General features: G+C 72.5%; 13 protein-coding genes. 8 read left to right on the top strand and 5 right to left on the bottom strand.

Translation table 11 applies throughout. The features are described 5' to 3' along the window. The first annotated feature begins 203 nt into the window (after nt 1-203). Nucleotides 204-590, top strand: coding sequence for an STAS domain-containing protein (locus IE329_RS28170; protein WP_190213807.1), 387 nt, complete (start codon nt 204-206; stop codon nt 588-590). A gap of 118 nt (nt 591-708) precedes the next feature. Here the strand turns inward: IE329_RS28170 and IE329_RS28165 are convergent, their stop codons facing one another. The 3 genes from IE329_RS28165 to IE329_RS28155 form a co-directional block, all read right to left on the bottom strand. Next, entirely contained in the window at nt 709-1950 is a 1242-nt protein-coding gene (locus IE329_RS28165) for a PP2C family protein-serine/threonine phosphatase (RefSeq protein WP_190213817.1), read from the bottom strand. Between the two features lie 263 nt (nt 1951-2213). Further along, a complete protein-coding gene (gene trhA, locus IE329_RS28160; protein ID WP_190213806.1) occupies nt 2214-2978 on the bottom strand; it encodes a PAQR family membrane homeostasis protein TrhA in 765 nt (254 codons plus the stop codon). A 9-nt stretch (nt 2979-2987) separates the two neighbouring features. Continuing rightward, on the bottom strand, nt 2988-3773 hold the full coding sequence (locus IE329_RS28155) for a flavin monoamine oxidase family protein (protein ID WP_190213805.1): 786 nt from the start codon (nt 3771-3773) through the stop codon (nt 2988-2990). Between the two features lie 461 nt (nt 3774-4234). On the opposite strand from IE329_RS28155, the gene IE329_RS28150 reads away from it, so the two are divergent. The 5 genes from IE329_RS28150 (at nt 4235) to IE329_RS40885 (ending at nt 8529) form a co-directional block, all read left to right on the top strand. Further along, nucleotides 4235-5428 carry a hypothetical protein gene (locus IE329_RS28150; RefSeq protein WP_190213804.1) on the top strand — a complete coding sequence of 398 codons (1194 nt, stop codon included), beginning with the start codon at nt 4235-4237 and terminating at the stop codon, nt 5426-5428. 525 nt (nt 5429-5953) lie between these two features. Then, nucleotides 5954-6433 (top strand): hypothetical protein, encoded by a 480-nt coding sequence (locus IE329_RS28145; RefSeq protein WP_190213803.1) that lies wholly within the window; start codon nt 5954-5956, stop codon nt 6431-6433. A 214-nt stretch (nt 6434-6647) separates the two neighbouring features. Continuing rightward, the gene (locus IE329_RS28140) at nt 6648-7394 is read left to right on the top strand and encodes a hypothetical protein (RefSeq protein ID WP_229927825.1); all 747 of its coding nucleotides are present in this window, start codon (nt 6648-6650) and stop codon (nt 7392-7394) included. Nucleotides 7395-7566: 172 nt separating this feature from the next. After that, a complete protein-coding gene (locus tag IE329_RS28135; RefSeq protein WP_229927824.1) occupies nt 7567-8079 on the top strand; it encodes a hypothetical protein in 513 nt (170 codons plus the stop codon). A 261-nt stretch (nt 8080-8340) separates the two neighbouring features. Next, the gene (locus IE329_RS40885) at nt 8341-8529 is read left to right on the top strand and encodes a hypothetical protein (RefSeq protein WP_229927823.1); all 189 of its coding nucleotides are present in this window, start codon (nt 8341-8343) and stop codon (nt 8527-8529) included. 330 nt (nt 8530-8859) lie between these two features. Here the strand turns inward: IE329_RS40885 and IE329_RS28130 are convergent, their stop codons facing one another. Continuing rightward, nucleotides 8860-9417: a hypothetical protein gene (locus tag IE329_RS28130; protein ID WP_190213801.1), complete on the bottom strand. Its 558-nt coding sequence runs from the start codon at nt 9415-9417 to the stop codon at nt 8860-8862. A gap of 433 nt (nt 9418-9850) precedes the next feature. On the opposite strand from IE329_RS28130, the gene IE329_RS28125 reads away from it, so the two are divergent. After that, nucleotides 9851-10369 (top strand): hypothetical protein, encoded by a 519-nt coding sequence (locus tag IE329_RS28125; RefSeq protein ID WP_190213800.1) that lies wholly within the window; start codon nt 9851-9853, stop codon nt 10367-10369. A 157-nt stretch (nt 10370-10526) separates the two neighbouring features. On the opposite strand, the gene IE329_RS28120 is transcribed toward IE329_RS28125, so the two are convergent. Next, a complete protein-coding gene (locus IE329_RS28120) occupies nt 10527-10685 on the bottom strand; it encodes a hypothetical protein (RefSeq protein ID WP_190213799.1) in 159 nt (52 codons plus the stop codon). Nucleotides 10686-10990: 305 nt separating this feature from the next. Here IE329_RS28120 and IE329_RS28115 point away from each other — a divergent pair, with 305 nt between their 5' ends. After that, complete coding sequence (locus tag IE329_RS28115; protein WP_190213798.1) at nt 10991-13852, top strand: tetratricopeptide repeat protein; 2862 nt, start codon at nt 10991-10993, stop codon at nt 13850-13852. The last annotated feature ends 298 nt before the right edge of the window (nt 13853-14150 follow it).

Genomic DNA, 14150 nt, shown 5'->3' with positions numbered 1-14150 from the left:
AACGAGCAACTGCGCCGTCCGCCGGCCGACGCGCCGCCGCCCGCCGACACCTGACCCGGCCGCCCGGCGATACCCGTCCGTGGTGCGCCGGGCCTGAGGCCGCTACGGTGGAGGTCAGCCCCCGGCCGCCGGGCCGTCAGGTCAGTTGCCCGCTTCGCGGGCGCACCCCCGACCGGCAGACCCGGGGACGCGAGGAACACCCAGTGGCCGCTCCGACAGCGTTCGACCCGCCCGGCCTCGACGTCCGCCTCCGGCAAGCAGGCGATGACCTCGTGCTCGACGTCGCGGGCGACCTCGTCCAGGGCACCGGCCCGCTGCTGCACGCCGCAGTAACCGGTGCCCTGACCACGCACCCCTCCCCGAGGGAGCTGCTGATGGACCTGTCCGAACTCAGGTTCTGCGACTCCGGCGGCCTCAACGCCCTCGTCCGCGCCCACCGCCACGCCCGCGAAGCGGGCACCGAACTGCACCTGCTGAACCCGACCACGCCCGTCGCATTCCTGCTGCACCTCACCGGCATGGCCCAGGTGCTGCGCGTGAGTCCGGACCCCGCCGCCGCGACCATCCATGGAGCGGCGGGCGCCCCGTAAGGGGTGAGGCCGCCCCGGGGCCCGCCGTGATCAGCGTCCCGGGGCGGCCGGCACAGGGGGGGCGCAGCCGCAGCGAAGGACGCGAGCTGTCCCGCCTGAGCGCACCGGGAGCCCGGAGTCATCGCCCGGGGGCGGGCGGTCCGGTGCTTGAGGGCCGTGACGCGTCGGTGAGGTCGGCGCCGGTGGCGGCGTCGCGCTCGGGGCGGTCGACGCCGTGCCAGTCCAGGCACATGATGGTCGCGTCGTCGTCCAGGTGACCGCGGCCGGCGTCGACGATCGCTCCGATGAGAGTGCGGGCAGCCTCGCGGGGATGCAGGGCGCGGGTGCGGACGATCAGGTCCGGCAGGTCGAGACTCTGGGCGTTGCGCTCCAGCATGCCGTCGGTGAGCATCACCAGCCGGTCCCCGGGCCGCAGGTCCAGCGACTGCACCCGGTAGGTGTTGGCCTGGACGCCGAGGCCGAACGGCAGGTCGATCTCCGGAACGATCTCCCGCACCTGCCCGTCCCGCAGCCGCAGCGGCCAGGGGTGTCCGGCGTTGACGAACTCGGTCCGGCCGTCGAGGAGGCTGATGCGCAGCAGCTGGCCGGTGACGTAGCCCCGGCGGCCGTGGTCCCGTACGGCCTGGTCGGCCTGGCGGGCCTGTTCGGCGAGACCGGCCCCCGCCCGCCGGGCCCGCCGCAGCGCCCCCACGAGGAGGGTGGCCAGCAGTGCGGCGTCGACGTCGTGGCCCATGGCGTCGGTCACGGAGAGCTGGACCGTGTCCCGGTCGACCACGTAGTCGAAGGTGTCGCCCCCGACGTGGTCGGCGGGCTCCAGCGCCCCGGCGACCGCGAACTGTGCCGCCTCGCAGGCCAGCGACGCCGGGAGCAGCCGGTGCTGGATCTCCGCGGCCAGGCTCAGCGGGGTGGTGCGCCGTCCCCACTGGTACACATCGGTGAAGGACCGGTTCGCGATGACGATGTACGCCAGCGCGTGCGCGGTCTCGCTGATCTCCCGCATCACCTTCGCGCTCGGCACTGCGGGCAGGAACAGTTCGAGGAGCCCGATGGCGTCCCCGCGGTTGGTCACCGGGGCGAGGACCCGCACCAGCGCGTTCCCGGCGCCGTCCTGCACCTTCGGCTGCTGGGTGCGGATCACGTCGTCGTACAGGGTGCCGCGCAGTGAGATGCGCCGCGCCGGTTCACCGGTCTCGACGCTGCCGGCAGTGCCCAGGCGCACGACCGAACCGCCGGTGAAGTCGGTGATCAGGAACGACACCGAGGCTGCCCCGAGGTGCTCCTTGAGCATGCGCGCGACCACGTCGAGCGATTCGACGGGCGGCGCGGCCTCCGCGGCCTCCAGCGTTCCCGCCAGAGTCATCGCACTGCCCAGGGCACTCCCTCCGTCGGGACGAGGGGACGGATGGCCGCCGTCGCCGTCGGGCTCTGCTGCGCTCACTGCGACTCCTCAAGGCTCGATGACGCCCAGGACTCCGGCCCGGACGGGGGATCGGCCCGCCGGGGAGGCACTGGACGCGGTTACGGGATCCCGGGCCTCGCAGCCGGTCGGCGCACCAGTCCTCCAGGACAAGGTACGGCCGGGGTTCCGGGTCTCCGGCGTTTCGGCATGGCCCGGAACGCCGGTCAGGTGGCTGCCAGGAGGACGGCCGTGTAGTGCGCGGCGAAGGCGGCGACGGTGAGGGTGTGGAATACCTCGTGGAAGCCGAACCAGCGCGGTGAAGGGTCCGGGCGTTTGAGTCCGTAGACGACGCCACCCGCGGTGTAGAGCAGGCCACCGGCGATGACGAGGGTGACGACCGCGCTGCCGCCGGTGCGCGCGAAGTCGGGCAGGTAGAACACGGCCACCCAGCCGAGGGCGATGTAGCACGGGGTGTACAGCCATCGGGGAGCCCCCATCCACAGGGTGCGGAACGCGATGCCGGCCAGGGCGCCCGTCCACACCACGGCCAGCAGCACCTGCTGCCGGCGGGTGGGCAGCAGCAGTACCGCCAACGGGGTGTACGTACCCGCGATGATCAGGAAGATGCTCGCGTGGTCCAGCCGCCGCAGGACCGCCTCCCCGCGCGGCCCCCACGTCCCGCGGTGGAAGACCGCGCTGGTGGCGAACAGCAGGCAGGCCGACAGCGCGTACACCGAGCAGGCCGCCGCTGCCGCACCCGGGCGCGAGAGGGCGACCAGGACGATGCCGCCGGCCAGTGCGAGGGGCGACATGCCGGCGTGCAGCCAGCCGCGCATCCTCGGTTTCAGCACGTCCCCCACGTGCTGCGCGCCACCTTCCGGGCCGGCGGGTGGACCGACCGCGGGAGGGCGGAGGGTGTCGGGCGTGGTGCCGGAGAGGGGTCGAGACCCCTCTCCGCGCGCCGGTGGCCGGGCGTCTTCGGCGAGCATGGGATCACTCTAGGAAGCCAGGGGAGGAATTCGGCCGACGCCGCACCCGACCTGCCGACGGATCTCCGGCGCAGGACACTGGGCGCCGATGGCTGCCAGCACTTCGCCCGCTGCTCGGATGCCTTCGGTGGCGCCGCCGTTCATGTAGCCCTGGAAGTCGTACGAGGTGTGTTCGCCGGCGAAGTGGAGGTTGCCCTGGGCGGTGCCTTCGTAGCCGGCGTACGTGGTGAGGCAGCCGACCGGCCAGCAGGAGTACGCGCCGTAGGAGTAGGGGTTGAGGTGCCAGGCGGAGAGGGTGGCGCGGCCGGTCCAGGCGGCGGAGGTACCGGGCCAGACACGGTCGATCTGGCTCAGGCAGGTGCCGGCCAGGTTGCGGGTGTAGCTGTTGGTGGCGTCGGTGAAGGGGGCCGGCGGGTGGAGGGTGCGGGCCGGGGTGCCGCCGCCGTACTGGACGAGGATGCCGTTGCTGCCGCTCTGGCCCTTGGTGACGTCCCAGGCCTGCTGGAAGGGCAGGTCGGCGAAGCACTCGCCGTTGGAGACGCCGGGCCAGGGGCCGGTGCCGGTCCAGGGGCGGCTGCTGAACTGCATGTTGAGCTTGGTGCAGGCGCCCATGGCCATGTGGCCGAGCACCCCGCGCATCATCGGGTCGAGTCCGGCTCCCGAGAGGTCGATCCGCTGCTGGAGGATCGGCAGCGGCACGGCGAGGATCGTGTGGTCGGCGGTGACGGTGCTGGTTCCGCCGCCGTCCAGGGCGAAGGTGAGGGTCTGCGTCCCGTTGGGGTTGCGGGTGACCACCTGGAGGGTCCGGCCCTGAGCTGTTGGACCGCGGGCGGGCCGGCGGGGATCTGTCTTTCGTCGGCAGGTGGCATGTCGTGCTCCCTCGGATGACTGGTCTCGACGGCCGCGCCGTCGCGGAGTCGGGCCAGTCTGCGGTTCCGCGGTGCGGCCGCGGCATGAGCACGCTGTACCGGTGACTGTTGAAGGATTGACGCACTGTCATGCTTCTCGGAGGCCGGAGCCTGCGCAGCGGGTCCGGACCGTGGACCCGGCCTCGGGGACGGGCCGGTGTGCGGGGTCCCTCAGGAGGTTGGTCGGGCGAGGCCGGTCTGCCGCCGTCCCCACCGCCGCACCGGGTCGGCCGGTACCCGGCGGGCGAACGTCAGCTCTTGAACTCCCGTTCATCCGGGCGTTGCCCGCCACCGCTGGGGCCGGGTCGATACTGCTTCCCGAAGTCGGGCGACTCCTCGGGAGACAGCATGTTCAGCAGGATCTGTGCGGCCGCGGGCCTCACCCTCGCGATGACCGTCGTGCCGGCCACCGCCGCGACGGCGGACAGCGGTCGCGGCGCGCACGGCGCCCGCGCACCGTTCACGCTGGCCGTGTACGGCGACGCCCCGTACGGCACCTCGCCCACCGACACCTCCGAGTTCGAGGCGACCCCGGCGTTCATCGCCTCCGTCAACGCCGACCGGGACGTCAGCACCGTGATCCACGTGGGCGACATCCACTCCGGCAAGCAGTACTGCACCGAGGCGTACGACCGGTCGATCGCCGCGCTCTGGAGGACCTTCGCCGACCCGCTGGTCTACACGCCCGGTGACAACGAGTGGTCCGACTGCCACAAGGCCGCCGAGGGCGGCGGCAAGTACAACGCCGCCACGGGGCAGATCGACCCGGTCCTCGATCCGGCCACCGGCCTGCCGGTCGACCACGCCGCCGGCAACCCCGTGCAGAACCTGGACCTGGTCCGCCGGACGTTCTTCGCCAGGCCCGGCCACACCCTCGGCAGTGACACCCTGCGCGTCCTGTCGCAGGCCCAACTCCCGCACCGGGCGCACCCCGAGGACGCCAAGTACGTGGAGAACGTGCTGTGGGCCAAGAACGGCACCCTGTTCGTGACGGTCAACCTGCCCGGCGGCTCCAACAACGACGCCGACCCCTGGTACGGGGCGCCGACCGCCTCCCAGGAGCAGCTCGACGAGGCCGCCCACCGCACGGCCGCCGACCTGCGCTGGCTGGACACCGCCTTCACCCTCGCCCGGACCGGCGGCCTCTCCAGTGTGGTGGTCACCGCCCAGGCCGACATGTGGGACCTGGACGGCAAGCCGGCCACGCACGTGGCGAACTACGAGCCGATCGTCGACGGTCTGGCTTCGCACACCACCGCTTTCGGCAAGCCGGTCCTGCTGCTGATGGGCGACTCGCACGTCTACCGCTCGGACAATCCGCTCACCCAGGGCTCGGCCTGCACCGGCGACGAAGGCGTCTGCTCCTACGACGCCTGGAGCAGCCACCCCGGCTACCAGGTGCCGAACTTCCACCGCATCGTCGTCCACGGCAGCACCGTCCCGCTGGAGTGGCTGAAGCTGACTGTCACCCCGGGCGCCCACCACCCGACCACCGCCACCTCCTTCGGCCCGTTCACCTGGACCCGCATCACCAAGGGCTGACCGCACACCCGCACGCGTGAGTGGGCCCGGCCCGGCCGCGGGCGGTCGTCGATCCCGAGACGGTGGCGTCCGGCCCGGTCGCGGGCCCCGGTCCTCACGAGGGCGGTGACCGGTCGGCCGCCGGGCCGGTGCTCGGCCACCGGGCCGGGTTGCCGGCCGTCCCGTCCGGCTGATCCTCGCAGGAATTTCCCAGGACTTGCTCCCGAACTCGGCGACATCCATCTCCTGTGGCACGGGTTGCTCCCGCCGCTGTGCGGCCAAGACCTCAGCTGCCTGGTTCAAGGCTCATCCGGCCGACGCACCGTCACCCGTGTTCTCCGGAAACATGGTTGGCGCAATGCCCTGAAAAAGAGGATCCTCTCGGCGAACGGGTCTCATCCTCATCACCTTTTCCAGGGCAAGGTACCTGGCTGGGGGTGGTCCGCCGTCGCCAGGAATGCGGAGTTCGCATTGTCCCTTGCGCGGGGACCGCCACGGCGGAAAGGGATTTTACCGAACCCGGCCCACCTCGTAGGCTCCACCCCCATGAGCGATTCCCCCGCAAAGCGCCACTGGCGCATGTCGATTTTCCTCTGGATCGGCTTGCCCTTCATAGCCTTCGTCGGCATTGCCAAGGCCGCGCCTGATCTCCTGCCGGCCTGGAAGGCGCACGGCGGCAGCGGAGTCACCGGGACGTTCATGGCCGCCGAGGAGAGCTGCAGCCACGGGTCCTGTGACTACTACGGCAGCTGGAAGGCCGCGGACGGCACTTCCACGCGCACGAACGTCCTCCTGTACGACGAACCGGCTTCCATGCGGGTCGGCGGGACGGCGGAAGCACTGGACTCCGGTGCCGCCGGCGGAGTCTTCTCCACGGAGGGCGGCTCCGCCTACCTGCTGGTGACGGCCTTCGCCGTCGGCGGTCTGGCGGCGGCGATCGCCTGGCCGGTGTTCCTCTGGCGCACCTGGCGCTCCTCGCGGAGGCCGCGGACCACGTCACCGGCGCCGGCCGAGGTGGCCGCCTGACGCTGCCCGACGCGTTCTCCGAAGGGACCGCTCGGCCCGCAGGGCGTCGGGGGCGTCCCGGGCACGGCCTCGACGAGGGCGGCGTCATGCCGGTCCGGGTGATCGTCCTGTCGGTCGTGGACGGTACGGTGTGCGCACTTGTTCGCGGCATCAGATCTGAAGGGTTCCCACGATGGGAGATCAGCGGCCCCCGGTCGAGCAGATCCTCGCACGGATGCCGGAGCTCGGCCCGTACGGCCGGGAGGCGGCCCTGCTGCATCCGGAGCGCGGAACGCCTGGAGTCCGGGACAGTTCGATCGGCGGGCCGCTGCTGTGGCCCGCCGACGAGCCGTGGCCGACCTGCTCCGTACCGGACGGCGAGTCGCCGTCCGGTGCACCGGCCTCGCCGATGGTGCCGGTCGTTCAGCTCTTCGCCGCTGACGTTCCCGGGCCGTGGTGGCCGGACGGCTCCGACGTGCTGCAGATCCTGTGGTGCCCGAACGAGCACTGGGACGCCCCACCGCACCAGGCGGATGTCAGCCCGGTGGTGATGCTTCGCCGGCGGAGTTCGGCCGACGTCGGCGCCGTCCTCGAAAACCCTCCGGCGCCGCTGCGCCACGAGGAATTCGGATACTTGCCGCAGCCGTGCGTCGTCAAGCCCGAACACCTCGTGGACTTCCCCTTCCGTGAAGAGCTTCCCCACACGCTGCGGGGCCGGCTCCAACAGCTGGTCGACGGGACGGGCCCGGAAGGCCAGGACGTGATCACGCGGGTCGCCGGCTGGAAGCTGGGCGGTTGGCCGACCTGGCACCTGACGGAGCCGTGGGCGTTCAAGTGCGAGGTGTGTGCGGCGGAGATGCGACTGCTGTTCACGATCGCGAGCGACGACGCCACCGATGTGGTGGTCGGACGCTGGGGTGACCTGCGGATCTTCTCCTGCGTTGCCGACCACCGACACCCGTTCGAGGTCGATCTCCACTGACCGGACCCGCTCAGGCCGGCCGAACGGGCGAAGCCCTCGCCCTGGTGGCCCCACTCGCCCCCGAGGCCCTGGCCTCGGACGGACCGTTCGCCGACCCGGCCGCCACCGGTCCGCCCGCCCGGACGGTGGTGGCCGGCCGAGCTGAAGGCAGGGAGACTCAGGCCTTGTGGATATGGGGATCTCCGGTTTCGAGCCGTTCTTCCTGGTCGGGATCGATGCGGTCCGGCAGGCGCACGGACCACGCCTGGCGGCGCTCGCCGGAAGGCGGCTGACGGGGTTCGCCCTGGTGCGCTTCGCCGAGGACGGGGACTGGTTCGCCGACTGCCCGGTGGTGCTGGACTTCGACGGCGTCCGGGTGGAGCTCTGCCACTGGAAGCTCGACGAACTCTCGATCGGCTGGGACACGATCGACACCGCGGCGTCGGTCACCGGGTGGGAGTGGTTCGAGCTCACACCCCGGTGGTCCCACAGCGATGAGCGCCTCGAACCGTTCGTCGGCCAGGAACTGCGGGAGACCGCGCTCCTCGAACTGCGGCCGGCCGAGCATGACCTGGCCGCCGGAACGGTGGCGGTGGAGTTCGTCTTCACCGGTGGCCGCCTGCGGATCGTCAACGGCCTCGACGAGAACCGGATCGAGGTCGGTGCGGCCGGGCCGCAGTACGTCCGGCACGGGCTGAGCTGTTGAGCACCTGGCGGGGCAGGTGCCAGGGGCCCGATCCGTCGGTGGCCGGCCGCGGCCGCCCCCCGACGGCCTGCGGATACGGTCAACCGAGGCGTGGGTCGTAGCGGCGCCGGCCCTTCACCGGCGGGCGGGTGCCGCCGGGCCGTCTCCCGCGGCCGAGAAACGATCGGCCCCCGGGCGCGATCTGCCGTAGCCTGCTGCCGGTAGAGGGTGAGGGAGGGGACGTGGGCTACGAGGGTCGGCCCTGCTGTCGGCGGGGGTCGCGTGAGTAGGCGTCGTTACGTGGCCAGAGGCGTGCCCGGTGGGTACCGCATCTGGGACAACCGAGGGCGCCGGTGGTGGGGTGACCTCTACCAGCTCTGCCCCGACGACCTCATGGCCGGACTGAACGGCGGGGCCGACCAGGAGAGGCTCACCGCTCTCCTGAAGCGGACCAGAGCCCAGAAACGGTAGGACGGGCGTCCGGCCAGGAGGCTCAGGGGCTCGGGCCGGGGAGCCGGTCGAACCCGCCCGCGGGTGAGCCGGCGGGCCATGATGCCGGTCATCGCCCGGCGGAGTGTGGTGGCCGGGCCGGTCCCGTGGCAGGGGAGCCGCCGGCCGGACCGGCCGGGCCCGCCCCCGCCGACCGGGTCTCCGAGGCGCAGGCCGAGGCACCGATGTGGAGCGGCGAAGTCCTCAAGGTGCCCTCCACCTCAGGGTGCCGGGGCTGACGGACGCGGCGGCTTCGACCTTCTCAGGAGACGGGTCCCGCCGGCCGGCTGCGCTGTGTACCGGTGCGGACCGTCAGAGGTGGGGCCAGGGATCGATGCCCGCCTCGGTGCGACGTCGTTCCTCCCGCCAGTTCAGGAAGACCGGCCGGTCCGGGGAGAACAGACCCATGGGTTGCGGACTGATCTCCCCGGTCAGGAATCCGACGAGGAAGTCGGCCATGCCACAGTCGTACTCGACCCAGCCACCGAGTCGGGTGAGGACGAGGGTGGTCCACCGATCGGGATCCGGGTCCGCCGTGTCCCAGAACGCCTGGTCGGCGCTGCAGTCCACGGCCCACGAGATCCCGCGCAGGGCCGGGGCGTCGCCGGGGTCCAGGTCGAGCAGCTCGTACCCGCACGCGGTCAACTCCTCGAAGCCGAGGGGGCCGTCCGGTCCTTGGGCAACCTCCAACGGCAGCCCTATGCAGAGCGAGCGGTTGATCGACCCACCCCCGTGGGCGGAGACGAAGTCGCGGTAGTCCGTGGGGAACGGAGTTCCCCACCTGCGGGCCGCCTCGTCCCGGTCGACGGGATCGCCGGCTCCGGAGTGCGGTGGCAGAATCCCGGCCGGCCGGGCAACGCTCGGGTGCATCAGTAGTGCCTCTCGGAGAACTCGGACAAGGCCCTGCCGAGCGTCCGCACGCGCGCGCGGCTCACCACCACGACGTGAGACTCCCTAGTGATCACGTCCCCGCGAGGCGAGCTCTTGACCTGTGGTCACCCATGACAGCACCTGGGCCGGAGCCCGTACTCGCGCCCTCACCCGTGGTCCGGCCAGCCAGCCGGCCGGCCGGGGTCGGGTGGGAGAAGCCGTGGTTGTGAGCGCCCGTGCTGTGGCCCGCCCCGCCTCCTGCCCTGCGGTCCGTTCCAGCTGCTGCCGGCCGTACAGGCTCCGGTAGCCGAGTGACTGCCGGCGATCCGGTGAGGTCTGATCGATCTCCTACGGTGCGTAGGACGGGCGATCCCGGCCGGTTGTTCGCGGGATCGCTGGGCAGGTCTCCGGCGTGGACTCAGGGACAGCAGCAGTGGTCGGTGCGGCGATCGGCATGCTCGGTGGGGCCGGAGGCGGGTGGCTCACCCTCGCCGGTCAGGCTCGGCAGCAGGAACGTCAGCAGCGCATTGATCAGCAGCATCGGTTGGAGGACGTACGCCGCCAGGCGTACAGCGCTTGCATCAGCGCGTCGAAGCAGGTGTCGGCCCGGTGGTGGCGGCTCGCTGCTCGGCTCCGGACGAACGGTACGACGGCGGACCAGTGGGAGGCCGATGCCGCTGAGGCGCATGCGACGTGGGCGCCGTTCAGCGCGGCCGTCGCCGCGGTCGCGGTTGTCGGCCCGGGGCCGGTGGCAGAGGCGGCGGAAGCCCTACGGCGCGCGATGTACGCGCTGGACCAGGCCGGAGTCGCTTGGCACGAGGCGGCTCGCGAGGCAGGTCACGGCAGGCTGGCCGACCTCGACGCCCGTTACATGGAGGCGGTTGCAGCGAAGAGGGAGCCGGGCCGGGTCTTCCAGCGGATGGCCCGGGAGGCGCTCGGTGCCGAGTCGTGAGCCGGGGCCGTGGCTTGATGGCGGTGGGTCAGCGTACGGGACCCTGCGTCGCCCGGGCATCCGTACCGCGCTCTTCTCCGCCAACCGGTGCCCGGATCCGCCGGGGCGGGCCCGCCCGGGCCCGGCCTGGTGCGGGCCGGCCCGGGCGGTCGGCCGGTCACCAGGGGATGTGCGACAGTGCCCAGGCGACCACGGACCCGCTGACGGCTGCGGCGACGGCGTTGACGAGGGCGACGGTGGCCTGGCTGGGACGGCGGCGGGCCGGCGGGCGCTGGGCGGAGCTGCGGATCGGGAGGCGGTGGATGCGGCGCTTCATGGCCGATTCCCCTTTCGGTCGGGCTTCACGGCTGTCCCCTGAGCGGGGCTGCTGATAAGACGGTGGATCAGCCCGCGGCTCACACAAAGCCGTTGGGGGTTGTCGGCACGACAACCCCGGCTATCAACCCGATAACCGGCTGCCGAGACCGGGAGGGGCGCATGGGAAGAGGTCCGGGGGACGGACGAGCCGACAGCGGGAAGGGGCGTGGGGGGCGTCCTTGGGCTCCGCCGCAGGGGCCAAGCCAGGAGATCAACGATCTCGTCGTCCTGCTGCGGCAATGGCTCATCCAGAGCGGCTTCAATGTGAAGACGTTCCACCCCAAGCTGACCGAGGAGAACTTCGGGGCAGGGGTTCCCGGGAGCCGCAAGGATTCGAAGATCCCCTCGATCGACACCGTCTACCGGCGGTTCGCCGGTGAGGGGATCACCTGGGAGTTCGTCGACGCCGTCATCGACATCTGCTCAAGGGACGACCGGCAGCAGCAGCAACAATGGACCGCGGAGGCCCTGGCACTCTGGAACGCGGCGCAGAACCGGCCCACGCCGCCGCGGGGTGCCGTTCTGCCGCCCTCGCCGGCGCCGCAGTGGCCGATCATGATCGGAGCGGTCCCCGTCCTGGCCAGTGCCTTCCAGCCGCGCACCGCCGTGCGCGAGCGGATCGACCGGATGCGCGCCGGGCACGAGACCGTGGTGCTGTCCCAGGTGCTCGCGGGCGGCGGCGGGATCGGCAAGAGCCAGCTGGCCGCGTCCTACGCCCGGCAGGCGGTCCGCGACGGCACGGACCTCGTGGTCTGGGCACACGCGGCGGATCCGGTCGCCGTCCTCCTCGCCTACGCGGAGGCGGCCGTCGCCGTCCAGGTGCCGGGCGTCTCCGGTGCGCCGGACCGGGTCCGGGAGGACGCCGGCCGCTTCCTGAACTGGCTGAGCACCACTCAGCGCAGCTGGCTCGTGGTACTCGACGACGTCGCGGACTTCACCCTCCCCGGCCCCCTGTGGCCGGGGAGTTCACTGCGGGGCAACGGCCGGGTGCTGGCCACCACCCGGCAGCGCGGCGCCCACGCCTCCGGCGGCGGCCGGGCGATCGTCACCATGGATGTCTACGAGCCGGAGGAGGGCGTCGACTACCTGCGCGAACGCCTCACCACCGCGGGCTTCCCCTACCTGATCGACGAGCGGGCGGGGGAACTCTCCGAGGCGCTCGGACGCCTGCCGCTCGCCCTCGGGCACGCCGCCGCCTACATGGTCAACCAGCACCGCACCTGCGCGGACTACCTTGAGCTGTTCCGGGAAAGGACCCGGACCCTGGACGCGGTGCTGCCGCCGGAGGCCGACACCGAGTTATACGGCCGGCCCGTCACGGCGGCCCTGCTGATCTCCTTGGACGCCGCCCAGCGGACCGAGCCCCAGGGCCTCGCCGCCCCCGCGATCCGGCTGGCGGGCCTGCTCGACCCGGCCGGCCACCCCCGGGACCTCTGGACCACCAGGAGCGCGACCAGGTACCTCGCCGCACAGCGGGCCGCCGGCGTGCGGGAACTCCACGGCCCGGGCCTGCCGGCCACCGCCGAAGAGCCGGACAGCGGCGCACCCGGGCCGCAGCCGGTCACCGCCGACGAGGCACTGTCCGTCCTCGCCGTCCTGCACAACTACAACCTGCTCAGCAGCTACCCGGCGGGTGTTCCCCTGCCGCACCGGGAGCCGGTCGCCGCCCACCGCGAGGTCTCGGTCCACGCGCTGACCGCCCGCGCGGCCCGGGACACGACCTCCGAACCGCAGCGCCAGCAGAGTGCCGTCATCTTCGCGCTGTTCGAGCTCTGGCCCGAGGAGGACCACACCGACCACCGACTGGCGTTCAGCCTCCGGGCCAACACCGCCGCCCTGCGGGAGAGCGTCGGCAGCGAGGTCCTCCAGCTCTTCCCCGGCTTCGCGCTGCGCCAGCGGGCCGGCCTCAGCCTCCTCCATGCCGGGCTGCACCAGGAAGCCGTGGCCCACTGGACCGAGGACCTGGAGGCGAATCTGCGCGAACTGGGCCCGGAGCACGAGAGCACCCTGGCCGCTCGGGCGAACCTGGCCGCCGCACTCTCGCAGGCCGGCCGCGCGGCGGAGGCCGCCGTCCTTCAGAAGCAGGTCGCCGTCGAATTCGAGCGCCTCCGGGGTGCCGACGACCCCGCCACCCTGACGGCCCGGTCCAACCTGGCGTCCTCCTACACGGAGATGGGACTGCACAACGACGCCGAGACGCTCAAGGAACAGGTCCTGGCCGCACGGGAACGAGTCCTCGGCGTGCTCCACGAGGACACGGTGAGATCGCGGAACAACCTCGCCCTCACCTACGAGATCACCGGCCGGTTCGAGGAGGCCCTCGCCCTCAAGGAACGGGTCGTGGCCGAGCGCGCCCACCTGGACGGCCCGGGCCGGCCCGGAGGTCCCGACCACCCGGAGACGCTCGTCGCCCGGGCGGCACTCGCCTCCGGCTACGCCCAGGCGGGGCGGGTGGCGGAGGCGATGAAGATCGAGGAGGAGGTGCTGGCCGCCCGTGAACGGGTGCTCGGGCCGGACCATCGCGACACCCTCAACAGCCGGCTCGCGCTCGCCTCCTCGTACGCCCAGGCCGGCCGCCCCGAGGTCGCCGTCCCCATGCAGGTGCAGGCCGCGGCCGCCCTGCGGCGGGTCCTGGGCGTCGACCACCCCGACACCCTGAGTGCCATGGCGAACGTCGCGGTGTCCTTCCGCCGGGCCGGGCAGCACGACAAGGCCGTCCGGCTCTCCGAACGAGTCCTGGCGGGCCGCAGCCGGGTACTGGGCCGGGACCACCCCGACACCCTGATCTCCGCGGGGAACCTCGTCAACGCCTACGCCACGGCAGGAGAGTTGGAGAGGGCCCTCAGGATGGCCGAGCTGCTGGTGCCCCAGCAGCAGCGGGTCTTCGGCCCCGGGGACGAAACCACGCTGTCCGGACTCCACGCGGTCGCCCTGCTCCGGGTCCACCGCGGCGAAGCCGTTCTCGCCGAGGACCCGGCCCGGGCGGCCGAGGACGCGGCGCTGGCGATCGCGGCCGTGGGGCCGCACGTGGAGCCGCGGCTGCCGCCGCTCGACGAGGTCCTGGCGGACGCGAAGCGCCTCGCCGAACTCGCGCGGGCAGCGCTGGAGCGGCAGGCGCGGTCCTGAGGCCGCAGTTCGGCTCGCCAGCACGGCTCGCCAGGACGGCCGCCGGCTTTGCGCGGACGGAAGGCCCGCCCCGGGACCTGCTTCCGGCCGCGTCCTGGGCGGCCTTCCCGCTGGTCGGTGCCGCCGCTGCGGGTCCACACTCATGGGTCCACAGCCGGACCTCGGTTCCGTTGCCGCCGTCGGCTGCCCGTATTTGTTCGACAAGTGAACACAGTGTCCCGACTGGCCACCTGTCGTCTTCAGGTGCTGATTGAAGTGGGGTGGCTGCGGCCCCGTCAAGGGGGAGGCGCCGATTGCC

Origin of the sequence: Kitasatospora indigofera, assembly GCF_014655955.1 — a bacterium.
Lineage (GTDB): Bacteria > Actinomycetota > Actinomycetes > Streptomycetales > Streptomycetaceae > Kitasatospora > Kitasatospora indigofera.
This window is presented reverse-complemented; position numbering and strand designations above follow the sequence as displayed.

Excerpts from the sequence above, each read along its gene's own strand:
- IE329_RS28165 (WP_190213817.1), bottom strand. The coding sequence starts at position 1,950 with ATGACTCTGGCGGGAACGCTGGAGGCCGCGGAGGCCGCGCCGCCCGTC.
- trhA (WP_190213806.1), bottom strand. The coding sequence starts at position 2,978 with ATGCTCGCCGAAGACGCCCGGCCACCGGCGCGCGGAGAGGGGTCTCGA.
- IE329_RS28150 (WP_190213804.1), top strand. The coding sequence starts at position 4,235 with ATGTTCAGCAGGATCTGTGCGGCCGCGGGCCTCACCCTCGCGATGACC.
- IE329_RS28145 (WP_190213803.1), top strand. The coding sequence starts at position 5,954 with ATGAGCGATTCCCCCGCAAAGCGCCACTGGCGCATGTCGATTTTCCTC.
- IE329_RS28140 (WP_229927825.1), top strand. The coding sequence starts at position 6,648 with ATGCCGGAGCTCGGCCCGTACGGCCGGGAGGCGGCCCTGCTGCATCCG.
- IE329_RS28135 (WP_229927824.1), top strand. The coding sequence starts at position 7,567 with ATGGGGATCTCCGGTTTCGAGCCGTTCTTCCTGGTCGGGATCGATGCG.
- IE329_RS28130 (WP_190213801.1), bottom strand. The coding sequence starts at position 9,417 with ATGCACCCGAGCGTTGCCCGGCCGGCCGGGATTCTGCCACCGCACTCC.
- IE329_RS28120 (WP_190213799.1), bottom strand. The coding sequence starts at position 10,685 with ATGAAGCGCCGCATCCACCGCCTCCCGATCCGCAGCTCCGCCCAGCGC.